Origin of the sequence: Actinoplanes italicus (assembly GCF_003001815.1) — a bacterium.
GTDB classification, from domain to species: domain Bacteria; phylum Actinomycetota; class Actinomycetes; order Mycobacteriales; family Micromonosporaceae; genus Actinoplanes; species Actinoplanes italicus.
Genome location: NZ_PVMZ01000009.1, coordinates 268,189 through 289,459 on the forward strand (window position 1 = coordinate 268,189; position 21,271 = coordinate 289,459).

Annotated in this window: 19 protein-coding genes; 11 read left to right on the forward strand and 8 right to left on the reverse strand. The window is 71.0% G+C overall.

The window, feature by feature from the left end; all coding sequences use genetic code 11:
* Window positions 1-55: 55 nt before the first annotated feature.
* On the reverse strand, window positions 56-1,192 hold the full coding sequence (locus CLV67_RS23215; RefSeq protein ID WP_106321757.1) for an acyl-CoA dehydrogenase family protein: 1,137 nt from the start codon (window positions 1,190-1,192) through the stop codon (window positions 56-58).
* Window positions 1,193-1,831 (reverse strand): TetR/AcrR family transcriptional regulator, encoded by a 639-nt coding sequence (locus tag CLV67_RS23220; protein WP_106321759.1) that lies wholly within the window; start codon window positions 1,829-1,831, stop codon window positions 1,193-1,195.
* Window positions 1,832-1,954: 123 nt separating this feature from the next.
* On the opposite strand from CLV67_RS23220, the gene CLV67_RS23225 reads away from it, so the two are divergent.
* From CLV67_RS23225 to CLV67_RS23245, 5 genes are all read left to right on the forward strand, one after another.
* A complete protein-coding gene (locus CLV67_RS23225; protein ID WP_106321762.1) occupies window positions 1,955-4,936 on the forward strand; it encodes a type II toxin-antitoxin system Rv0910 family toxin in 2,982 nt (993 codons plus the stop codon).
* 3 nt (window positions 4,937-4,939) lie between these two features.
* Entirely contained in the window at window positions 4,940-6,553 is a 1,614-nt protein-coding gene (locus CLV67_RS23230) for an AMP-binding protein (RefSeq protein WP_239166460.1), read from the forward strand.
* A 75-nt stretch (window positions 6,554-6,628) separates the two neighbouring features.
* Window positions 6,629-8,605 carry an ATP-binding protein gene (locus tag CLV67_RS23235; RefSeq protein ID WP_106321764.1) on the forward strand — a complete coding sequence of 659 codons (1,977 nt, stop codon included), beginning with the start codon at window positions 6,629-6,631 and terminating at the stop codon, window positions 8,603-8,605.
* The gene (locus tag CLV67_RS23240; protein ID WP_211304158.1) at window positions 8,605-9,282 is read left to right on the forward strand and encodes a response regulator; all 678 of its coding nucleotides are present in this window, start codon (window positions 8,605-8,607) and stop codon (window positions 9,280-9,282) included. Before CLV67_RS23235 ends, CLV67_RS23240 begins: the two co-directional genes overlap by 1 nt.
* Before the next feature lie 6 nt (window positions 9,283-9,288).
* Window positions 9,289-10,056 (forward strand): LamG-like jellyroll fold domain-containing protein, encoded by a 768-nt coding sequence (locus CLV67_RS23245; RefSeq protein WP_106321768.1) that lies wholly within the window; start codon window positions 9,289-9,291, stop codon window positions 10,054-10,056.
* A 2-nt stretch (window positions 10,057-10,058) separates the two neighbouring features.
* Here the strand turns inward: CLV67_RS23245 and CLV67_RS23250 are convergent, their stop codons facing one another.
* On the reverse strand, window positions 10,059-10,661 hold the full coding sequence (locus tag CLV67_RS23250) for a TetR/AcrR family transcriptional regulator (RefSeq protein WP_239166461.1): 603 nt from the start codon (window positions 10,659-10,661) through the stop codon (window positions 10,059-10,061).
* Window positions 10,662-10,794: 133 nt separating this feature from the next.
* On the opposite strand from CLV67_RS23250, the gene CLV67_RS23255 reads away from it, so the two are divergent.
* Complete coding sequence (locus CLV67_RS23255) at window positions 10,795-11,775, forward strand: lysylphosphatidylglycerol synthase transmembrane domain-containing protein (RefSeq protein ID WP_106321770.1); 981 nt, start codon at window positions 10,795-10,797, stop codon at window positions 11,773-11,775.
* A 4-nt stretch (window positions 11,776-11,779) separates the two neighbouring features.
* On the opposite strand, the gene CLV67_RS23260 is transcribed toward CLV67_RS23255, so the two are convergent.
* Window positions 11,780-12,322, reverse strand: coding sequence for a hypothetical protein (locus CLV67_RS23260; RefSeq protein ID WP_106322036.1), 543 nt, complete (start codon window positions 12,320-12,322; stop codon window positions 11,780-11,782).
* A gap of 72 nt (window positions 12,323-12,394) precedes the next feature.
* Here CLV67_RS23260 and CLV67_RS23265 point away from each other — a divergent pair, with 72 nt between their 5' ends.
* Together CLV67_RS23265 and CLV67_RS23270 are read left to right on the forward strand one after the other, a co-directional pair.
* Window positions 12,395-12,961 carry an HAD family acid phosphatase gene (locus CLV67_RS23265; protein WP_239166462.1) on the forward strand — a complete coding sequence of 189 codons (567 nt, stop codon included), beginning with the start codon at window positions 12,395-12,397 and terminating at the stop codon, window positions 12,959-12,961.
* Window positions 12,962-13,139: 178 nt separating this feature from the next.
* The gene (locus tag CLV67_RS23270; RefSeq protein ID WP_106321774.1) at window positions 13,140-14,333 is read left to right on the forward strand and encodes an MFS transporter; all 1,194 of its coding nucleotides are present in this window, start codon (window positions 13,140-13,142) and stop codon (window positions 14,331-14,333) included.
* Window positions 14,334-14,902: 569 nt separating this feature from the next.
* Here the strand turns inward: CLV67_RS23270 and CLV67_RS23275 are convergent.
* The 3 genes from CLV67_RS23275 to CLV67_RS23285 all read right to left on the reverse strand — a co-directional run bounded on the left by CLV67_RS23275 (window position 14,903) and on the right by CLV67_RS23285 (window position 17,600).
* Window positions 14,903-15,709: a hypothetical protein gene (locus CLV67_RS23275; protein WP_146169266.1), complete on the reverse strand. Its 807-nt coding sequence runs from the start codon at window positions 15,707-15,709 to the stop codon at window positions 14,903-14,905.
* 401 nt (window positions 15,710-16,110) lie between these two features.
* On the reverse strand, window positions 16,111-17,109 hold the full coding sequence (locus CLV67_RS23280) for a hypothetical protein (RefSeq protein ID WP_106321778.1): 999 nt from the start codon (window positions 17,107-17,109) through the stop codon (window positions 16,111-16,113).
* Window positions 17,106-17,600, reverse strand: a complete 495-nt coding sequence (locus CLV67_RS23285; RefSeq protein ID WP_106321780.1) for a SigE family RNA polymerase sigma factor — start codon at window positions 17,598-17,600, stop codon at window positions 17,106-17,108. The genes CLV67_RS23280 and CLV67_RS23285 overlap by 4 nt, the downstream gene beginning before the upstream one ends.
* 274 nt (window positions 17,601-17,874) lie before the next feature.
* On the opposite strand from CLV67_RS23285, the gene CLV67_RS23290 reads away from it, so the two are divergent.
* The 3 genes from CLV67_RS23290 (at window position 17,875) to CLV67_RS23300 (ending at window position 20,393) form a co-directional block, all read left to right on the forward strand.
* On the forward strand, window positions 17,875-18,159 hold the full coding sequence (locus CLV67_RS23290; protein WP_106322038.1) for a hypothetical protein: 285 nt from the start codon (window positions 17,875-17,877) through the stop codon (window positions 18,157-18,159).
* The gene (locus CLV67_RS23295; protein ID WP_106321782.1) at window positions 18,156-19,379 is read left to right on the forward strand and encodes an MFS transporter; all 1,224 of its coding nucleotides are present in this window, start codon (window positions 18,156-18,158) and stop codon (window positions 19,377-19,379) included. Before CLV67_RS23290 ends, CLV67_RS23295 begins: the two co-directional genes overlap by 4 nt.
* Before the next feature lie 393 nt (window positions 19,380-19,772).
* The gene (locus CLV67_RS23300) at window positions 19,773-20,393 is read left to right on the forward strand and encodes a PepSY domain-containing protein (RefSeq protein ID WP_106321784.1); all 621 of its coding nucleotides are present in this window, start codon (window positions 19,773-19,775) and stop codon (window positions 20,391-20,393) included.
* Between the two features lie 497 nt (window positions 20,394-20,890).
* Here the strand turns inward: CLV67_RS23300 and CLV67_RS23305 are convergent, their stop codons facing one another.
* Entirely contained in the window at window positions 20,891-21,253 is a 363-nt protein-coding gene (locus CLV67_RS23305) for an immunity 53 family protein (RefSeq protein WP_106321786.1), read from the reverse strand.
* Window positions 21,254-21,271 lie beyond the last annotated feature (18 nt).

The following is a 21,271-nucleotide window of genomic DNA, read 5'->3' on the forward strand; positions in this document are numbered from 1 at the left end:
CGCGATCGAGACAGCGATGCGTCCCAGCCGGAAAGATCCGGCACCGCCGGTCGGGTCACTGGTAGCCGAACATCTTCGCGGCCAGGTCGGTCATGATCTCGGTGGCGCCCGCGCCGATGCCGAGGATCCGGCTGTCCCGGTAGTTGCGCTCCACCTCGGACTCGCGCATGTACCCCATCCCGCCGTGCAGCTGGACGGCCTCGTCGACGACGAACTTGCAGGCCTCGACCGCCGCGTTCTTGGCCAGGCACACCTCGCCGATCATCGGCTCACCGGCGGCGTGCCGCTCGCCCACCCATCGGGTGTACTGGCGGGCCAGGTCGATCCGCTGCTTCATCAGGACCAGCTTGTGCCGGACCACCTGGCGGCTGATCAGCGGCCGGCCGAAGGTCTCCCGGGACCGGACGTACTCCAGGGTGAGGTCGAGTGAGCGCTGGGCCACCGAGTAGGCGTGCACCGCCGCGATGATCCGCTCCGACACGAAGGCCTGCCCGATCAGCGCGAACCCGAAGTTCTCCGGGCCGACCAGGTTCGCGGCCGGCACCCGGCAGTCGGCGAACGACAGCTCCGCGGTGTCCGAGCAGAGCCAGCCCATCTTGTCGAGCTTGCGGGACACGGTGAAGCCTGGTGTGCCCTTCTCGACCACCAGCATGCTGATCCCGGACGCGCCGGGGCCGCCGGTGCGCACCGCGGTGGTGACGAAGTCGGCCCGAATCCCGGAGGTGATGAACATCTTGGCGCCGTTCACCACGTACACGTCCCCGTCGCGGACCGCGGTGGTGCGCAGTGAGCCCACGTCCGACCCTGCCTCCGGCTCGGTGACGCCGAGTGCCCCGATCATCTCCCCGGCCAGGGTCGGCCGGACGAACCGGTCGATGAGCGAGGCGTCGCCGGAGGCGATGATGTGCGGCAGCGCGATGCCGTGGGTGAACAGCGAGGCGTGCGCCCCGGACGAGCCGCCGGCCTCCAGGAACGCCTCGGTCGCCACGACCGTGTCGATCGTGTCGCCGCCGTCGCCGCCGTGCTCCTCGGCGAACCCGATGCCGTAGAGGCCGGCCTTGGCCAGCTGGGCGTGGATGTCGCGGGGAATCTCGCCGGCCCGCTCCCAGTCGGCCAGGTGAGGGTGGATCTCACGACCCGTGAACTGCTTCATCGAGTCGGCGAGGGCGCGGCGTTCAGGGGTGTCGTACAACTAACTCTCCTTTGAGCGGGCACGTTCGACGAGGGTGGACGGGTCACGGTGGCCGAGCAGGATCGCGGCCGCACGCTTCCAGCGGCGGATGAGCAGCTCTCGGCGGCCCAGGTCGCCACTGACTATGCCGGTCATGGCGAGTCCGGTGAGGACTTCGTAACTGAACTCGACCACGGTCGGCACGCGGGGGTCGCCGGGCGAGCTCTCGCTGAGCAGCGCGCGCGCCCGGTCGTGCAGGACGGCGAAGATCTCCTTCTCCACCGGCAGGAGCGCGGTGCGCACCTCGGCGTCGGTGCGGGCCGCGTTCCACAGCTCGAGCGCGGCCCAGAACAGCGGCGAGGAGAAGTGCCGCCAGATGATGTCGATCAGCGCGTCGAGGCGGTCGGCCTCCTCCGGGATCGCGGCGAGCTCGGCGGTCAGGGCCTCGGCCCGGCGGCCCGCGACGTAGTGCACCGCGCCGACCAGCAGATCCGCCTTGGTCGGGAAGTGGTGCAGCAGCGTGCCGCGGGGCACGTCGGCGCGGGCCAGGACCTCGGCGGTGGTGGTCTCGGCGTAGCCGCGCTCGACCAGGCACTGCACGGTGGCCTCCAGGATCTTGCCCCGGGTGGCCTCACTGCGTTGTGCCTGCGTTCGTTTCACGGCATTTACCGTACGGCTTGACGGTTAGTTGCGTCCATACAGCTTGTTCTCAGTGATCGCCGGGCTATTGCCGTGACCCAGGTCACCCCCTTACCGTCACGTCAGACTGTTAGGGGAGCGTCGATGCCCGCTGGGAAACTCACCCGTCTGCGTGCCGGGCTCGCGGTCGCGCGGGCGGCCGCCGGTTCGGTGCTGAGCCGTGCCCGGCCGGAGCCCGTCGCGCCGCCGGCGGCCCTCGAGCCGCCCCGCCGGTTCGTGCACCCGGGCAGCGTCCAGACGACCGTCGCGGCCGGTGCGGAGCGGGTGTTCGCGGTGCTCGTGGACCCGGCGCGGATGCCCGAGTGGGTGCTGCAGCACACCGGATGGATCGACGGGCAGCCGGCCGAGTTCGCCGAGGGAGTGCGGTTCAGGCAGCGGATCAGGCTGATGGGGGTGCCGAGCGAGGTCCGCTGGACGGTCACCGGCGTGGTGCCGGGGCGGGCCGTCTGGTTCGAGGGCACGGCGCCGATGGGCATCGCGGTCGGCTTCTACCTCTGCGTCACCCCGGCCGATGGCGGCGGGTCGGTGGTGCGGTTCGACGGCGGTGTCGAGGGCGGTTCCGCGGACGGGCCGATGGGGGCGATGGTCGCCCGCAACCTCGTGGACGCCATGCGCAAGAGCCTGGACGAGCTGGGCCGCGTCGCTGCCACCGGCGGCTCGTCCGGCGTCGGCGGGCCATCCGGCAAGTCCTCCGTGGGCGCGTCGTCCGGGCGTACCGCCGCGGGATCCTCGTCTCGGCCGGCGACCGTGACCGGACCGCCCGGCCCCAAGCCGGCACCGATCGTTTTCGGTCGAACCGGGGAGGAGATCGATGCCTGGACCCCGGTGATCGTCGGGGTCGGGCAGGTCTCCGACCGGTCCACCGAGCCCGAGGGCGGCGATCCGGTCTCCCTGGCCGTGCGGGCGCTGCGACTCGCCGCCGACGACAGCGACAACCAGGAGATCCTCAGAAGAGCAGACCTTGTGGGGTACGTCGCCAGCGTCTCGTGGCAATACGGGGACGGTGCCGCGCTGATCGCCTCTGAGCTGGGTGCCGCCGCAGCGTCGACCGTGCAGACCACCATCTTCGGTGGCGACGGCTCGCTCCGGCTGCTCAATGACGTGGCCGCCACGATCGCTTCCGGTCACGCCTCGATCGCGTTGGTCGGCGGGGCGGAGGCCTCCTCGACGGCGGCCGCCGCCGAACGGGCCGGGCGGACGCTGGACTGGCCGGTACAGCCCGACGGCACGGAGCCCGGCCGGATCGTCGGCGGTGACGCCCCGGCCAACAACGACCCGGAGACGGCCGCCGGACTGGTCGCGCCGATCTACCTCTATGCGCTGATCGAATCGGCCCTCCGTACCCGGCTCGGGATCGGCGAGCGCGAGCATCGGGAGCGGATCACCCGTCTCTGGGCCGGCTACTCGGAGATCGCCGCCCGTAACCCGCACGCCTGGCAGCCGGCCGTGCACACCGCCGGGCAACTGGCCGGGCCGACCGCCGCCAACCGGATGATCTCCGCCCCGTATCCCAAGCTGCTCACCGCGAACTTCCAGGTCAACCAGGGCACCGGCATCATCGTGTGCAGCGCGGCGGCGGCCACTGAGGCCGGGATCGACCAGGACCGGTGGGTGTTCCTGCACGCCGGGGCGCACGCCACCGACGAGTGGTACGTCACCGAGCGCGCCGACCTGGCCTCGTCGCCGGCCATCAGGGCGGTCGGTGAGGCCGTCCTCTCGCGTGGCGACGTGACCATCGGCGACGTCGAGCACATCGACCTGTACGCGTGCTTCCCCTCGGCGGTGCAGGTCGCGGCCCTGGAGCTCGGGCTGCCGATCGACGACCCGGAGCGGCCGCTCACCGTCACCGGCGGGCTGACCTTCGCGGGTGGGCCGGGCAACAACTACTCCAGCCACGCGATCGCCAACCTGGTGCCGCTGCTGCGATCAGATCCGGACAGCTACGGGTTCGCGACCGCCGTCGGCTGGTACCTGACCAAGCACGCGGCGACCCTTCTCTCGGCCCGTCCGCCGCGCCGGGAGTTCCGTGACCTCGACGTCGATCATCGTCTGGCGCGGCCACCCGCTCGCCGGGCGCTCGGCTCCTACACCGGGCCGGCGGTTCTCGAGGCCTACACGGTCCCCTACGGCCGCGACGGTGTCGCCGAGGCGGCGATCGTCACCGCGATCACTCCGGACGGCGATCGCGTCGTCCTTCGCATTCCCGAGATCCCGGAGATCGACGGCCTGGTGGGACGTTGGATCGACGTCGTCGGATCCACGTTCACCGACACGGGCGGAGCGGAGGCCGAGCTGCCGCCGCCTCCGGATCCGCCGCTCGTCGTCGAGTGGCACGGGCCGGTCACCGTCTTGCGGCTCAACCGGCCGGCGGTTCGTAACGCCATCGATCTGACCACCGCGCGGGCGCTCGAGAAGGCCGTCGACGCCTTCGAGGCCGACCCGGAGGCCCGGGTGGCGGTGCTGACCGGCTCGGACACCGTGTTCAGCGCCGGCATGGACCTCAAGGCCGCCGCCCGCGGCGAGTATCCGATCACCGAGGGCCGCGGCCTGCTCGGGATCACCGCGAAACCGCCCGCCAAGCCGCTGATCGCCGCGGTCGAGGGGGCGGCCCTGGCCGGCGGTTGCGAACTCGCGCTCGCCGCCGATCTGATCGTCGCCGCGGAGGACGCCGCCTTCGGCATCCCCGAGGTGAAACGCGGCCTGGTCGCCGCGGCCGGCGGGGTGCTCCGGCTCGCGCGGAGCCTGCCCCGCAGCACCGCCCTGGAACTGGCCCTGACCGGTGAGCCGATGCCCGCGCGCCGGCTGCACGAACTGGGGCTGATCAACCGCGTCACGTCACCGGGCAAGGCGTTCGACACCGCGCTGGAACTCGCCCAGGACATCGCCGCGAACGCGCCCCTCGCCGTACTGCTCTCGAAACGCATCGTCGACGAACACCGCGACTGGGGCGCCGCGGAGGCCTTCGACCGTCTCTCCGACATCGCCGGCGAGGTGATCGGCTCCGCGGACGCCCAGGAGGGCATCCGCGCCTACGCCGAGAACCGACCCCCTCAATGGAAGGTCTGAAGTGTGAGCACGCTGCGAGCGGTTCTGCGGATGCACCAGATCGGGATCGTCAACCTGCTACGCCCGGATCGCCTGGTCAAGGCGGCCGGCAACAACGCCAGACTGGGCCCGCAGGCGGCCCTCACCGAGAAGGCCGCCACCGAGCACCCGGACCTGCCCGCCATCACCGACGAGAAGGGCACCTGGACGTATCTGCAGTACTTCCAGCGGTCCAACGCCCTCGCGCACGCCCTGCGCAAGGTCGAGCTTCCCGAGAAGTCGATCATCGGGGTGCTCGCCCGTGACCATCGCGGCCTCGCGCTGGCGATCGCCGGCACCGCCCGGGCCGGGCTGCGGCTGGCGATGCTCAACACCGGCCTCGCCGCGTCCCAGCTGGCCGAGGTGATCAAGCGGGAGAACGTCCGCTTCCTGATGTACGACAGCGAGTTCGCCCCGCTGGTCGACGGCCTCCCGGACGACCTGCCCCGGTACCTGAGCTGGGAGGACGACGGTTACGTCCGCCCGGCCGGGCTGCTGTCGGTGGAGGAGTTCACCGCCGCCGAGCCCACGACCGTCCCGCTGCCCGTCCCCGAGAAGCCCGGCGGGTTCATCATCCTGACCAGCGGCACCACCGGCCTGCCCAAGGGCGCGCCGCGGACCAAGGTGTCGCCGCTGGCCAGCGCCGTGATCGCGGACCGGATCGACTTCCCCCGGCAGGGCACGGCGGTGATCGCCTCCCCGCTGTTCCACGCCACCGGATTCGGCGCCTGGACGGTCGGGTTGTCGCTGGCCAACCACGCGGTGCTGCTGCGCCGCATCGACGCCGAGGGGATCCTCGCGGCCATCGCGCAGCACCGGGCGCACATGCTGGTCGCCGTCCCGACGATGCTCAACCGGATCCTCGCGCTCGGCCCGGACGTCATCGCCAAGTACGACACGTCCTCGCTGAAGACGGTGTTCCTGGCCGGGTCGGCGCTGCCGCCCGACCTGTGCGTGCGCTTCCAGGACGTGTTCGGCGACGTGCTCTACAACGTCTACGGCTCCACCGAGGTCGCCGTCGCGTCGGTCGCGCAACCCCACGAGCTGCGCAAATCCCCGGGTACGGTCGGCAGGCCCCCGGTGACCGTGCGCGTCGCGCTCTACGACGCCGACGACAAGCCGGTCACCGAGGTGGGCGCCAAGGGTCGCGTCTTCGTGCGCACCGGCATCCCGTTCGAGGGCTACACCGACGGGCAGCACAAGCAGATCATCGACGGGTACATGGCCACCGGCGACCAGGGGCACTTCGACGACGAGGGACTGCTCTACATCGACGGCCGCGACGACGACATGATCATCTCCGGCGCCGAGAACGTCTATCCGCTCGAGGTGGAGAACCTGCTCATCGCCCGCGAGGACGTCATGGACGCCGCGGTCATCGGTGTCGACGACGCGGACTTCGGCGCCCGGCTGCGCGCCTTCATCGTCCCGACCGAGGACTCCGCTCGCGACCCGCAGGAGATCCGGGAGTTCGTCCGCGCCAGCCTGGCCCGCTACAAGGTTCCCCGCGACGTGGTGTTCATCGACGAGCTGCCCCGCAACCCGACCGGCAAGGTGATCCGCCGCGAACTCCCCACCGGCCCCCTCGACGGCGTCTGATCCACCTCGCGTGGTGCGACCTCTCAGCCGGGTCGCACCACGCGAGGTCGGCTGATCTCGATAGAGTGCCGGGTCATGGCCAGGTGGACGCTTCCCGCGCTGCTCGTCGCCGGGCAGCTGATCTACTGGCCGGGGTGGCTGCTTCTCGACGGCCGGCCCGTGGCGACCGGCCGCGCGATCGGTGTGACCGTGCTGTGCCTGTTCATCGGGGCGGCTCTGGGGTGGCGCCGGGAACGGCCGGTGCCCGTTCTCGCGGCGGTGTTCACCGCCTGCTGCGCGGCCATCCTGGTGGCGCCGGCCGAGCCGCAGTGGGGCGACCCCTACGACGCGGTGCTGGTCATCGGGATAGCCGAGGTCATCGCCCTGTTCAGCGTCGCGGTGCACTGCACGCTGCGGGTCGCGCTGTGGTCGCTCGCCGCCGTGGCGGTCCTCGACGGCGTGGCGACGGCGGCCGAGACGGTCGCGGCCGCGGATCGGGTGAACCCGGGCGAGGTGGCGGTCTACGTCGCTTTGTCGCTGGCCGGGAGCGGTCTGATCATCGCGCTCGGACGACGGCGGGCCCGCTGGAACGGCGAACGTGCCGAGGCCGCCCGGCGACTCGCCGCCGCGCAGAGGGCCGGGCTGGAGGCCGCCGACACCGAGCGGCGCCGTCTCGCCCGGGAGCTGCACGACGTGACGGCACACCACCTGACCTCGATCGTGGTGAACTCGTCGGCCGCAGAGATGCTCGGTGAGCAGCGGCCCGAGCTGCGGGCCGAGGCGCTGGACTTCGCGGCCCGGACCGGGCGGGAGACGCTGGCGGCGCTGCGTCAGCTGGTGGCGATCATGCCGTTCGGCGGGCAGCGCGACGACACGCCCTCGCTCGCCGACCTGGCCGGCGGGTTCCGGGAGCTCGGCCAGCGGATCACTCTCGAACTGCCGGACGGCGATCCGCCGCCGGAGCGGGCCGAGGCGGTGTACGGCATCGTCCGGGAGGCACTGACCAACACCCTGCGGTACGCGCCGGGCGGTGAGGTGCTGGTCCGGTACACGCCGGCCGAGCTGCTCGTCGAGGACCACGGCGGCACCGGGACGACGGCCGGGCTCGGCGGTGGCCGGGGTCTCGCCGGGATGCGTGAGCGGGCCGAGTCGATCGGCGGCGCCTGCGAGGCCGGGCCGGTGAGCGGGGGCGGCTGGCGGGTGATGGCGGTGTTCCCCGAGGCGGGGGCCGCACGTACGGCGTACCCGCGAAGAATCGACCGCACGTCCCTGGATGCCGCGGCCGTCGCGCTGATGCTGCTGGCGCCGGTCGTCGGTGTGGTGATCGCCCTCGAAGAGGGCATGACCCCGGTCCAGACCGTGCTCGTGCTGCTGGCGAACCTCGTGCACGCCGTGCCGCTGCTGTGGCGCCGCCGGGCGGCCTGGTGGGTGCTCGGCGCCGTGGCGCTGACCGGCGCCCTCGGCCCGCTGCTGACCGTCACCGGCCAGGTGAGGCCCGGCCTGTTCTACGTGTTCCTGTTCGGCGGCGCCGCGGATCTCGCGGCGGTGCACGCGGTCGCGTCGTGGGGCGCCCGGCCACGGCTGAGCGCGCTCTCCATACCGGCCGCGGCCGTGCCCGCGGCGCTGTGGCTCGCCCTGACGATCGTGATCGTGTCGCCTGACGACGAGTCGGGCGTCCTGATGAACGCGACGCTCGGGGTTCTGATGGCGTTGCTGTTCACGGTCGTGTTGTCGGTGCTGATGGTGGGCCCCTGGGCGGTGGGGCATGCTGCCCGCCGCCGCCGGGACCGGCGCTGGGTCCGCGAGGAGGGCGGGGTGGCGCAGGAGCTGGAGCAGGCCGCGTTCCGGGCCCTTCTGGAGCGGCATCGGATCGCCGCCGGGCTGCAGGAGGCCGTGCTCCGGCACGCCGCCGAGGTGCCCGGCGCCGCCGAGCGCGGCGACCTCACCGGAGTCCTGGCCGCCGCGCGGGAGGCCCTGACCGCGATGCGATCCTTGCTGGACGGCCTCGGCACCCGTGCGCCGTCCGAAGCGGAACCCGCCCGACCGGAGGTGTCGTCATCGCGATCCGAGTGATGGTCGTCGACGACCAGGTGATGGTCCGGGCCGGGCTGGCGGCCATCGTCGGCTCCCAGCCGGACATGGAGGTGGTCGGCGAGGCCGGGGACGGAGCCGCCGCCGTCACCCTGGCCGCGACGGCGTTGCCCGACGTGGTCCTGATGGACGTGCGGATGCCCGGCGTCGACGGGCTGACCGCGACCGCCCGTCTCACCGGCGGGCCCAACCCGCCGCGGGTGCTCGTGCTGACCACGTTCCACCAGGACGAATACGTCTTCCAGGCACTCCGGGCGGGCGCGTCGGGCTTCATGCTCAAGGACGCGGAGCCGACCGACCTGGTGGCCGCCGTGCGTACCGTCGCGGCCGGCGAGGCGATGCTCAGCCCGGTGGTGACCCGCCGCCTGATCGACGCCTTCGCCGCCGGCACTCTCGCGGCGCCGCCCGAGCCGGATCCGCGCATCGAGGCGCTCACCCCGCGCGAACGGGACGTGCTGACCGCCATCGCGCAAGGCCTGTCGAACGCCGAGATCGGCGCGCTGCTCGGCATCACCACCGGAACGGTGAAAGTCCACGTCAACGCGCTTCTCGGCAAGATCGGCGTGCGGGACCGGGTGCAGGCCACCATCGTCGCCTACGACACCGGGCTGGTCAGTCCGGGCTCCGGCCGCCACCCCGGCGGCGATCTCCGCGTTTGACCGTATGTGAGCTTCTGGCGCCGTGCCGCGATGATCGCCCTGGTGGTGACCCTGCCGGCCGCCGCGATCGCGGTGGCCGCGACCACCCGCCGTACCGGCCGGCCGTCCCCTGCCGTCTGGGTCACGCCCAGCCCGCCGCCGCTGACGGTGACGGTCGCCCGGTACGGCTTCGAGGGCCCGCGGCCGTGGGCCGACGTCTCCCGGTCCGGCCACGACCTGACGCCGTTCACCGGTAACCGGGCGCGGCCCCGCCGGATCCCGCACGGCGCCGGGCGGGCGGTGCAGTTCCCGCCACCCTGCACGGGGGAGCCGTGTCCGCGAATGATCCTGCGGGTGCTGAGCCGGGACAGCCTCAACCCGGGTGCGGAGCCGTTCAGTTACGGCGCCTCGGTGCGGTTGTCACCGGAGCACACCACGGACGGGCAGAACGTGATCCAGAAGGGCTACGCCGCCGAGGGCAGCCAGTTCAAGCTGCAGATCGACGGGCGGGCCGGGCACCCGAGCTGCGTGCTGGTGGGGGAGGACTCGCGGACAATCCACGTGGTGGTCGCCGACGTCGGGGTGGCCGACGGCGCCTGGCACCGGATCATCTGCCGCCGCGGCCCGGCGGAACTCGTCATCCTGGTCGACGGCGTGTCCCGCTCGGCCACGCCGATCCCGGCGGAACTACGCATCGAGAACGTGATGTCGCTCAACATCGGCGGCAAGAGCGCCCACAGCCACAACGATCAGTTCCACGGCGCCGTCGACGACGTGTGGATCACCAGACCGTGAGGTCAGTGCGGTTTCAGCAGCGCGTCGACCAGGTCGCGCAACGGCGGGACGAGGTCCTCCTCGGTGGCGGAGGCGAGAGGCTCAAGACCTGATTTGGTACGCAGGAGCGCGATCCCGGCGGCGGCGGCGAGCACCACCTGGGCGCGTAGCAGCATCCCCTCGTCGTCAGCCGAGCCGCCGACGGCCGCGGCGAGGCGTTCGGCGTACGACCGGAGGAGGTTGAGCCGGATGCGGTCGGCGCCCTCGTCGCCGGAGGAGCGCAGCAGCAGCACCAGATGGTGGGGCAGGCCCTTGGTGCACGGGCCGGCGATCTGCCGGGCGATGGCCTCGGGCGTGCGGCTCAGCGGCGAGTCGCCGGTGGTCCGCTTCACCTCGTCGACGCTGCTGGTGAGGCAGGCCTCGAAGAGCCCTTCCTTCGACTTGAAGTAGCGGCTGATCAGCGCGACGTTGACGCCCGCGTCGTCGGCGATGTCGCGGACCGTGGTGGCCGAGTACCCGTCACGGGTGAACCGCTGAAGCGCCGCATCGAGCAGCAGCTGCCGGGTCTTCGCGGCGTCGCGGCGCCGTGGTGTGGTGGCCGCCCGCTCGTCCTCGAGATCTGTCACAGTCCTCCCTCCGCCGTGTTGTGCCAGCTTATCCGCCGGATCGATGTGACGTAAACGGCTGTTGACCCGCTAACCCGTACGCCGGTACGGTTTTGAAGTCAACGGATGTTTACTAAGCGACGGGGTGCACCGCATGACCACGCTCGCGGAGACGTCACGGCGATCATGGGCGCACTGGATCGTCGTCGCGATCGTCGGCACGGTCCTCGGCGCCGAGTTGCTCCTCGGCTGGCCGGCCCTGGCCGACGCCCTCGATCACCTGCGCGCGCCGGAGCCCGGCTGGCTGGCCGCGGCGCTGCTCGCCGGGACGGCCGCCATGCAGGCGTACGCGCGGATGCAGCGCCACCTGCTGCGCTCGGCCGGTGTCCGGGTGTCGCTGCTGCGGCACACCGCGCTCGCGTACGCCGCCCACTCGCTCAGCGTCACCCTGCCCGGCGGCCCGGCCTTCTCCACCGCGCTCAACTACCGTCAGATGCGCCGCTTCGGGGCCACGCCCGCGATCGCCTCCTGGTGCATCGCCCTCTCGGGCATCCTGTCGGCCGCCGCGCTCGCCGTCATCACCGCGTTCAGCACGGTCACCGCGGGTGGCGCCGCCGATTGGCACACCTTCGCGGCCCTGGTCGTCGCCGCCGTGCTCGCCACCGTCGGGGTGCGCCGTCACCCGGAGATCCTCGTCGTGGTCGCCCGATCAGTCCTGGGCCCGGTCAACCGGCTGCGCCGGCGTCCCGGCGGCCACGGCCAGGAGAGGGTGCGCGGGTTCCTCGAGCAGTTGCGGGCCGCCCGGCTGAGCCCCGGGCACGGGGCCGCCGCGGTCACTTTCGCCCTGCTCAACTGGCTGCTCGACGCCGCCTGCCTGTGGCTGTGCGCGATCGCGGTCGGTGGCGGCACGATCAGCGTGGGCCAGCTGCTGCTCGCCTACTGCGCGGGGATGGCCGCCGGGTCGATCACCATCGTTCCCGGCGGCCTCGGCATCATCGACGGCGCGCTCGTGCTCGGCCTGCTCGCCGGTGGCATGGGCACCGAGCTCGCCGTCGCGGTGGTCGTGCTGTACCGGCTGATCACACTCGGCGTCATCGTCGGCGTGGGCTGGCTGTCCTACCTCGCCATCCGCTGAGCGTTCAGGCGAAGTCGCGGTACTTCAGTTTCGCCTTGCGGCCGTCGGGGTGGTGCCAGACGATGCCCTCCGACCACGGGCGGCTCATCAGGAACGCCCGCAGGGCCTCCAGCTCGCGCGGAGCGTCCAGCCGCTCGGCGTCGGCGTGGGCGATCAGCGCGTGTCCGCGTACGCCCTCGGGGTTGCCGTTGATCTTCTCCCCGATCAGCTCGTAGGTGCCCGGCTCACGCTCAGCCGGTGCGGCCGCGAGCGCCTCGGCGTGGTAGCGGGCGTAGGCGGACTGGCGGATCGGCTCCCAGCCCATGGTCTTGCCGGTGTTCTCGTCGGTGACCACCGGCCGGTAGTGCGGCGGCCGCGGACGGCCCGGCCGGACCTCACGCCGGGCCCACCAGGTGCCGTCGGTGTCGAGGAGCACGCAGGTGCCGTCGTATTTACGGGTGGCGACCCCCTCGCCGTCGAGCACCCACTGGCACTCCGGATTGGCCTCGGGCAGGACCCGCTTGCGGTCCTCGGGATCACGCTGGAACAGCGTGGGGGTCTTTTCCATGAACGTCATCTTCGCAGCACGACAAAACGGATTTCAGTACCCGTTCATCTATGATCATCGATAATGTGGCGCATGCGAACCCTCTCCCTCCGCGTACTGGTGACCACCGTCGCCGCCGCCGTGCTCACCGGCGCCGCCGCCACCCCGGCGCACGCCGCCGCACTGCCGTCCTACGCAACGTGGATCGCCGACGTCGAAGCCGTCACCGACCAGGCCGCCGACTACCTCGACGCGCGGCTCCCCGCCTCCGGTGCCCGGGCAGCCATCGTGCTCGACATCGACAACACGGCGCTGCAGAGCAGATACAAGCCGTACGACGCCACGCCCGGTGTGCTCGCCCTCGCCCGCCAGGCCCGCGCCGACGGCGCCGCGGTCTTCTTCGTCACGGCCCGCCCGGAGATCATCGAGGCGGCCACCGAGATCAACCTGAGCGTCGTGGGATACCGCTGGACCGGCATCTACACCCGGCCCACCTTCGACTTCTCCGACAACCAGACCCTCAAGACCAAGGCTCGCACCGACATCGAACGCCGCGGCTACACGATCGTCGCCAACATCGGCAACAGCGCCACCGACCTGGGCGGCGGCCACGCCGAACGCACCTTCAAACTGCCCGACTACGACGGCCAGCTGGACTAACCCCCTCAGGCCCGGGCCCGGCGGAGGTCCCCCGCCGGGCCCGGGCCGCCCTGTCACATTTCCCCGTTATGGTGCGGGTCGTGACCGTTGCTCCGTCGTTCTCAACGCGGCCGCTGCCCTGGGACCGCCCGCTGTCCCCGGTGCTTCCCGCGGTGCTGCTGCTTTCTGCGGTGCGGTCGTGACCGCGGTCCAGGGTCAGACGCTTCGTCAGCTCGGGCCCACCGTGTACCTGCCGTCCGCGGTCTACTCCACCGGTCTCGGCGCCGTCGCCCCGGTCATCGTGCTGACCGCCACCGGCCTCGGAGCGTCCCCCGCCACCGCCGCCGTGGTCGCCGGACTGCTCGGCCTGGGCCAGATCACCGGTTCCCTCCCGGCCGGCGTGCTGATCTCCCGGATCGGCGAGCGCCGCACCATGCTCGCCGCCGCCGGACTGGCCGTACCGGCGCTACTGGCCTGCATGTACGCCCCGGACGTGCTCCTGCTCGGCGCCGCCGTCGCGTTGCTCGGCCTCTGCGGTTCGGCGTGGGCGCTGTCCCGGCACGCATACCTCACCGAGGCCGTCCGCCCCGAACTGCGCGCCCGAGCCATGTCCACCCTCGGCGGCGTGGGCCGGATCGGCACCTTCAGCGGCCCGTTCCTGGGCGCCGGAGCCATGCACGTGGCCGGCCTCGACGGCGCCTACATGGTGGCCATAGCCGGCGTCGGCCTGGCCACCGTCATCCTCGTCCTGCTGCCACCGGTCCCGCACGACCGGGCCGTACCACCCGGCGCCGACCGCCCCGGCCTGTGGCCCGTGATCCGAGCCAACCGGCACACCCTGCGCACCCTCGGCGCCGGCGTCCTCCTGGTCGGCGCGCTCCGGGCCTCCCGCCAGACGATCCTGCCGCTGTGGGGCGCCTCCCTCGGCCTCGAACCCGCCACCATCGGCCTCGTCTACGGCATCTCCGGCGGCATCGACATGCTGCTGTTCTACCCCGCCGGAAAACTCATGGACCAGTACGGCCGTCGCGCCGCCGCAGTGCCCGCCATGACCCTGCTCGGCCTCGCCCACATCCTGCTGCCCCTCGCCTCCGGCGTGGTCGGCCTCACCGCGGCGGCGCTGCTCATGGGCTTCGGCAACGGGCTCAGCGCCGGCCTCGTGATGACCCTTGGCGCGGACGCCTCACCCGCCGCCGGCCGAGCCGAGTTCCTCGGGCCCTGGCGCCTCTGCTCCGACGTCGGCCAGGGTGGCGGGCCGCTGCTGATCGGCGCGGTCACGGCTGCGGCAACCCTTTCCGCGGCTGCGGTCGTTGTCGGTGGGTGCGGGGTTTTGGCCGCTTTCTTGTTGAACCGATGGATTCCGTACGGGAGTGGCCGCCCACCAGCAACCTGACCGCCCGCGCAGCGCCCGCCCGCCGCCCGTCACCGGCCTTCTGCCACTCGCCGCTCGCGCTCGCCGCTCGCCGCGACCCGCGCCCGCCGCCCGCGCCCGCCGCTCGCCGCGACCGCTTCCCCGGGGATCTTGTGACTCTTTGGCTGCTCGGGCGGCGAAACTTGACAAGATCGGCGGGTGGCCTGGTTGTTGCGGCCGCGTTCCTGCTGTCTGCCGCTCGCTTTCTGCGGCGCCTGCTTTCTGCGGCGCCTGCTTTCTGCGGCGCCTGCTTTCTGCGGCGCTCGCTTTCTGCGGCGCCTGCTTTCTGCGGCGCCTGCTTTCTGCGGCGCCCGCTTTCTGCTGTGCTCGCTTTCTGCGGATCTTGTGACTTTTTGGCTGCTCGGGCGGCGAGACCTCGCAAGATCGGCGGATGGCCTGGCTTTTGTGGCCTGGTTCCTGTGTCTGCTGGCCGCTTTCTGCTGCGCTCGCCTTTTGCTGCGGTCGCCTTCGGCGGCGCCTGCTTTCTGCGGATCTTGTGACCTTGTGGCTGCTCGCGGGGCGTAGCGGCACAAGATCGGCGGGTGGTCTGGTTACGGCCTGGGGGGCGGAGCCTGGCCGGCGGTCAGTAGGAGGCCGTCTTTGATCAACTGGACGTTCGGGACCTGGGCGTCAGGGGTGTAGGTGACCACGGTCAGCGTCTCCTCGTCGTTGACTCGTAGTTGCTGGCCGGCGGTCAGCACGTGGCCCTCGGCGAGCATCGCGGCGAGCTGGTTCAGAATGGAGGCGGCGTCGCCGATGCGGTCTTCGGGTACGCCCATGACCAGGTCGGGGCGACCGAACTTGATCATGCCGCGGGTGTGGACCGCATGGCCGAAACCGGGGCTGCTCTCGGACTCGGCGATCACGCTGATCTCCCGCACCACGTCGAACGGGCGGTGCGGGTCGAGGGCCGCGATCGGCTCGGGCAGTGACCAGTCGTGAGCGAACGCGTCGAGCACGGCGACCGCCCCGGCCCGTGAGGCCTGGGACGCCACCGCCCAGGCGAGCTGGAGGTGGGTCAGATCGGTCGGGTCCGGCACGCTGACCTGGATCGAGTAACAGCAGGTAGCCTCGTCGATCGGCCCCAGGTCGGGCAGCTCGCGGGCGGCCAGGTTACGCAGCGGGCCGGTGCGGAAACCGTCGACCCACTCGGGGCTGTCCTCATATCGGTGCAGGCGCACCGCCAGCGCGTCGACCGGTGCGCCCGGCGGGATCGCAGCCGCTATGTCCAATGCCGGCAGCACCTCGCCGGGCGCGAAGGCGACCAACAGGACGGCCGCCTCCCGGCCGGTGGGGCGATGAGCGGGGCGCCGCCATGGCTCGACACGAAGATCCACGAACCCATCCTGCCAGCTCATCGACATCAAATCTTGCCGGCATCCGGCCGGGCACGCGGTGCGGCCCGCTACCCGAACGCCGCGGGGGCGAGGTGCCGGATCACCGCCGCACGTCAGAGAAATGTCTGGGCGGGTGTGCTGCTGGGCCGTCTGGGCGGGGTCGTGTGGGTATGGCGTTGGGCGGGCGGGGGTGTGGTGCTGGGACGTCTGGGCGTGTGGGTATGGCGTTGGGCGGGCGGGGGCGTGGTGCTGGGACGTCTGGGCGGGTGTGGTGCTGGGACGTCTGGGCGGGTGTGCTGCTGGGATGTCGGGTCGTGTGGGTGTGGCGTTGGGCGGGCGGGGGTGTGGTGCTGGGACGTGTGGGCGGGTGTGCTGCTGGGATGTCGGGTCGTGTGGGTATGGAACGTCGCGCGGCGGGGGCGTCAGCGCAGGTTGATTTCGGCGGCGAATCGGAGTAGATCGGCCTGGCTGATCGGTAGCTTCTCGGGGTCCCAGGTGATCGACAGGTGACGGTTCTCGGTCTGTTCGATGGTCAGGGAACCGGTGTCCATGTGCAGCTCGGCGCGGTCACCGCGGACGGTCAGCGTCGCGGTGGCGTCCTTCGGCTGGAACGGCTCGCTGTGCAGCTTGACGCAGAGACCTTCGGGCGCCCGGGTCCGGTGTAACTGGTCGGCTGGGGCGAGGCACACCTCGGCCCCGCCGAAATACTGGATGCCCGACAACACGGGCGGCACCCCGACGAACTCGAACGGTGCCTGGCTGGATTGCTTGTGATCGCCGGGAGTCCGGCTCAGCCCACGCGCGAAGCGCAGCATCTCTGACTCGGTGCGTGTGCCCCAGCTCTGCACCTGTGCCCAGAGACCGCTCCCGGACATCCTCCAGCGGACGCCGATGAACCGGTAGCCGGGTTTGGCGCCCACGTAGTCGGTGGTGGTCTGCACTGTCGCTCGCTGCCCGCCGACGTCGGCCGCGTGTTGTTCGGCCGCGTCCTCACTCCACTCCGGTTCCAGCGGCCCGACCTCGGCGGTGAGTACCTGGTCTCTGGTGCCGAACTTCAACATCTCGTTAGGGCCCAGCTGGAAGATCTGGTTGGGGCCGGCGTTGGGCGGCACCCAGTTGAGCATCGTCGAGAAGCTGGCGCTCGGCGTCAGCCCACCGGGCCACTTCTCGGAGGGCGCTGCGGCGGGTGGGACCGAGGCTGCCGGCGCTGGTCGCGAAGCGGTGCCGTCACTTCGCACGATGACGGGCACGGCCAGGGCCGCCATCACCGCGACCACGCCCGCCCCAACGGCTGCCAGCCTGCGGCGGCGCACGTCACGGCGTACCCCAATGTTGATGTTGGTCATCAGGTCTCCGGCCGGGGGCATGGGTGTCGTGGCCCGTTCGTGCAGGGTGGCTCGCAGGTCTTCCTCGAGGTTCATGGCTTCACTTCCTCGCTCGTGGCCGTTGCCAGACCGGTCCGCAACCGGGTCAGGGCCCGGGCGGCGTGCACCCGCACCGTGCTGGGCGAGCACCGGAGCACGTCGCCGATCTGGCGGTCGTCGAGGTCCTCGTAGTAGCGCAGCACCATGACCGCTCGCTGGGCGCGGGAGAGTTCGCCGAGGCGGGACCACAACTCGTCACGTAGCGCCTGCCCCTCGGTGAAGTCGCCGGTAGCGGCCTCGTCGGGTATCTCGCCGGGGCGCTCCCCACTGGAGCGGCGGCGCAGCCAGGACACGTGTGAGCGGACGAGAGCGGTGCGGATGTAGCTGTCTGGCTGGTCGGCCTCGATTCGAGTCCATCTGCGGTACGCCTTGACCAGAACCTCCTGCAGGAGGTCCTCGCCGAGGTGCCGGTCGCCGCAGATCAGATAGGCGAATCGGCGTAGCGAGTCCCCTCGGGCTCGCACGTACTCCTCGAATCCGGTTTGCACTCGCTCTCCCGCCGTCAGCCCCTCGTCATGGATAGGACGCTGTCGCGGGCCGGATCCGCTTACCTCCCGGGGTGGGTGATTCCGGAGGCCAGCTTGACGGGCCGGCCGCCGACGGTGGCCGTCTACGGGCCGGTCAGGGGCTTCATCTCGGCGAACGTGAACGGCGGAGGCCCAGCCGGTCACCGGCGGCGCCGGCGCTCCGAGTCCGGCGTACCGTAGTTCCACCGGAGATATTGATCGGTACGAGCAGAGTAGCGGGACTACAGTGTCGGGCGTGCTCCTGACCTTCGATGTCGGTGTCGACGAGCGGCACACCGTTCAGTTCTCGTTCAACAAGTTCTGGGGTGGCCTGTCCATCACAGTGGACGGCTACGACGTGGTGGACACGGTTCGTCTCGCCTCGGTCGAGCTGGTCAAGCGCTACAACTTCGTGGTGGGGGTGCGTGAGCAGCACTACGTGACGATCGAGCATCACCGGAAACTCATGTTCGCCGGGTTCCGGCCGCAGCCTGTGCTCGCCTACGTCGACGGTGTGCTCGTCGCGCAGGGCGTGGCTTGAGCCAGCAGCGCGTCTACTACCTGCTCACCGCGGTCTCCGGGTTCCTCTTCACGTTCGCGTTCACGCTGCTGCTGGTCTTCCACGTACGGGTGGCCGAACTGTCGCCGGTGCAGCTGGTGCTCGTCGGCACCGTCATGGAGATCACGTGCTTCCTCGGTGAGGTGCCGACCGGGGTGCTGGCGGACGTGCGGTCGCGGACTTTGTCCGTACAGCTGGGGCTGATTTTGATCGGTCTTTCACTGCTGCTCCAGGGCTCGCTACCGGTGTTCGGCTGGATCCTCGCGGCGCAGGTCGTGTGGGGGATCGGGTACACGTTCACGTCCGGGGCGATCGAGGCGTGGATCGCCGACGAGGTCGGCGAGGAGAGGCTCACGCACGTGTTCCTGCGCGGGCAGCGGTTCGAGCTCGCCGCCATGATCCTCGGCTCGGTGGCGGCCGGCGCGGTCGGTGTGCTGGATCTGCGGCTGCCCATGCTGCTGGCCGGTACCGGGTACGTCGTGTTCGCATTGGTCCTGGTAGCGGTGATGCGGGAGCCCGGGTTCACGCCTGTGGCCGCCGGCGGGCGCCTCACCTTCGGCCAGATGCGCGACACTCTCGACGCCGGGCTGCGGCAGGCTCGGCGGCGGCCGCTGGTGCGTTCCTTTCTCTTGATCAGTCTGCTGGCCGGGTTGTCCGGGGAGGCCTTCGACCGGCTGTGGACCGCGCATGTGCTGGACAGTTTCACGCTGCCGTCACTGTTCGGGATCTCGTCGGTGGCGGCCTGGTTCGCGGCGTTCGCCATCGTGGGGCAGTTGATCGGGCTGGGTGCCAACTACGCCGTCGAGCGAGCTGGTCTGACCGTAAATGCATATCCGGCTGCGCTTCTTGGCGTGCTCACGCTGATCCAGGTGGCCGGGATGGCGGGACTCGCCCTGGCCGGGTCGTTGTGGCCGGCGATCGGTGCGCTCTGGGCCCGTGACGCTGCTCGGGCGCTCAGCGGGCCGCTCGAGTCGGCCTGGCTGAACCGGGGGATCGACTCGCCGTCCCGGGCGACCGTGCTGTCGGTGAACAGCCAGTTCGACGCTTTCGGGCAGGTGGCGGGTGGGCCGCCGCTGGGTGCGCTGGCCGGGCGTACGTCCATTCCGGTGGCGTTGCTGTGCTCGGCGGGGCTGCTTGTGCCGGTTGCGGTGATCTTCGCCCGGCCGGGCCGCCGGGCCGCCCCGCCTGGCGTCCTTGCGTGATGTGGCTGCTTTGCGGCTTCGCGTGACGGGCCGCCTTGACGATCTTGCGGGAGAGGGCTGCTTTGCGGATTCGCGTGACGTGGCCGTCATGCGTAGTCGCCTCACGTCCTCGCGTGACGTGGTAGTCAGCGCCCTTGTCTGGTGTGGCCGTCCGACCATCCTCGGAGGGTGCCCTCGTCGCTTGATTTGCCGCTTTTGCAGCTTTCGTGGGGTTGATCTTGTGAGTTTGCGCCCTCCTGGCAACCCGAAACTCACTACTTCGTGCTGCGGCGGAGGCGCTGAGCGTCGTTAGCGTGGCCTTAACGTTCACGCAGCGCGCCCATAGCGGTCCTCTCGCGAAAGTGATCTTCAGTCCGGTAGGCCGGATCGAAGATCGACCCGAGGGGGAGAACGATGAAGGTGAAGAAGAACGTCGCCGCGGTGATGCTCGCGACCGGTCTGCTTGCGGCGCTGGGGTTCGGGGGAGCGGCGCTCGCGGACGGTGGCTCTGACGACGGCCGGTCCCGGACGGTGGCCTCGGCCAGCCCTTCGCCGGAGGCGAGCCTCGACGACTCGCTGGGCTCCGACGATTCGGTGAACCCCGATGACTCGATGAGCCCGGACGACTCGCCCAGCCCTTCCGACTCGCCCAGCCCTTCCGCGTCGTCCAGCCTCTCCGACTCGCCCAGCCCCTCCGCGTCGTCGGGCGGGGCTTCGTCGAGCAGCGCTACGGCGGTCACCGCCGAGCAGGCGAAGGCGATCGCGCTGCGGGCGGCCGGCGGCGGCCGGGTCGAGTCGATCGAACGGGAGACCGAGCACGGCCGCCTGGTGTGGGACGTGGACGTCATCGTCAAGGGCGTCGAGCACGACATCGACGTCGACGCCGCAACCGGCAAGGTGACCCGCCACCGCGCGGACGGACGCGGCAAGGATGACCGTGGGCGTGGTGGCGACGACCGGGGCAGTGATGACCGCGGCAAGGACGACCGTGGGCGTGGCGGCGACGACCGTGGCCGTGGTGGCGACGACGACTGAGGTGACTGCCTGGTCCCGGCCCCGCACATGCGGAGCCGGGATATCGGCGTGTCCGGGAGTCAATACGAGGGCGGGTACGCCGGGTGGGAGGCTCAGACGCGGTTCCAGTGTGCTGGGAGGTTCGGGTCGGGCTCCGTACCGGTGGCAGTGCCCGGCCCCGGTGTGGGTGACGGAGCTGGGGCAGTGCTGATGCTGAGATGCGGCAGTATCCCGAGGTGAGTTGGATCCGGAACCAGGTAGCCGAGATCGATCAGAACTTCGGGCAGTCCTGCAGGAGACGTCGGTGCCTCGGCGGGCTGGCCGTCCATGGTTCGAGAGCCATCCGCCCCGGTACGCCGGACCGGACCTGGCGGCCGACTATCTCGAAACCTTCGGCATCCATGTCGCGGTGGTGAAGGATCGACCGGAGCCCCGGCAAGGCAACAAGCCAACAACGGCCGTCGTGACAGTCGATCACGCGCATCGCGGCTGACTAGTTGAGTACGGCTGCCGGCCGACTATTGAGCTCCGTCCGCCGCTCGCAGTTCACCTCGATTCGGCTCAGCGACCCAGAGCCGGAACTGGTGAATGGCTTCCCCGAGATTGAGGGGTCCGCAGGCCACCTCGAACCGATCGTCAACCAGGCCAGCGACGAACCAGTCGTGCTTGCCCCGGTGCACCTCACTCCTGGGGAAGGTCAGGCCACCCATCGCGGTTCCCCGCAGGTCGATCTTGAGGAACCAGCCGGGGTTGTCGAGTGTCTCGATCGACACGCCGTACTCGTGTTCCCAGTCCCCATCGCATTGTGTGGCGTACCAGCCTTGGAGCCAGGTCAACGCGTCAGGTTCGGAGTAGTGATAATCGGCTTCAGGCCCGGCCATCCGCTCATGATGTCTCGG

Excerpts from the sequence above, each read along its gene's own strand:
- CLV67_RS23300 (WP_106321784.1), top strand. The coding sequence starts at position 19,773 with ATGAAGGTGAAGAAGAACGTCGCCGCGGTGATGCTCGCGACCGGTCTG.
- CLV67_RS23260 (WP_106322036.1), bottom strand. The coding sequence starts at position 12,322 with ATGGAAAAGACCCCCACGCTGTTCCAGCGTGATCCCGAGGACCGCAAG.
- CLV67_RS23255 (WP_106321770.1), top strand. The coding sequence starts at position 10,795 with ATGACCACGCTCGCGGAGACGTCACGGCGATCATGGGCGCACTGGATC.
- CLV67_RS23275 (WP_146169266.1), bottom strand. The coding sequence starts at position 15,709 with ATGAGCTGGCAGGATGGGTTCGTGGATCTTCGTGTCGAGCCATGGCGG.
- CLV67_RS23265 (WP_239166462.1), top strand. The coding sequence starts at position 12,395 with ATGCGAACCCTCTCCCTCCGCGTACTGGTGACCACCGTCGCCGCCGCC.
- CLV67_RS23305 (WP_106321786.1), bottom strand. The coding sequence starts at position 21,253 with ATGGCCGGGCCTGAAGCCGATTATCACTACTCCGAACCTGACGCGTTG.
- CLV67_RS23240 (WP_211304158.1), top strand. The coding sequence starts at position 8,605 with ATGGTCGTCGACGACCAGGTGATGGTCCGGGCCGGGCTGGCGGCCATC.
- CLV67_RS23225 (WP_106321762.1), top strand. The coding sequence starts at position 1,955 with ATGCCCGCTGGGAAACTCACCCGTCTGCGTGCCGGGCTCGCGGTCGCG.
- CLV67_RS23280 (WP_106321778.1), bottom strand. The coding sequence starts at position 17,109 with ATGAACCTCGAGGAAGACCTGCGAGCCACCCTGCACGAACGGGCCACG.
- CLV67_RS23235 (WP_106321764.1), top strand. The coding sequence starts at position 6,629 with ATGGCCAGGTGGACGCTTCCCGCGCTGCTCGTCGCCGGGCAGCTGATC.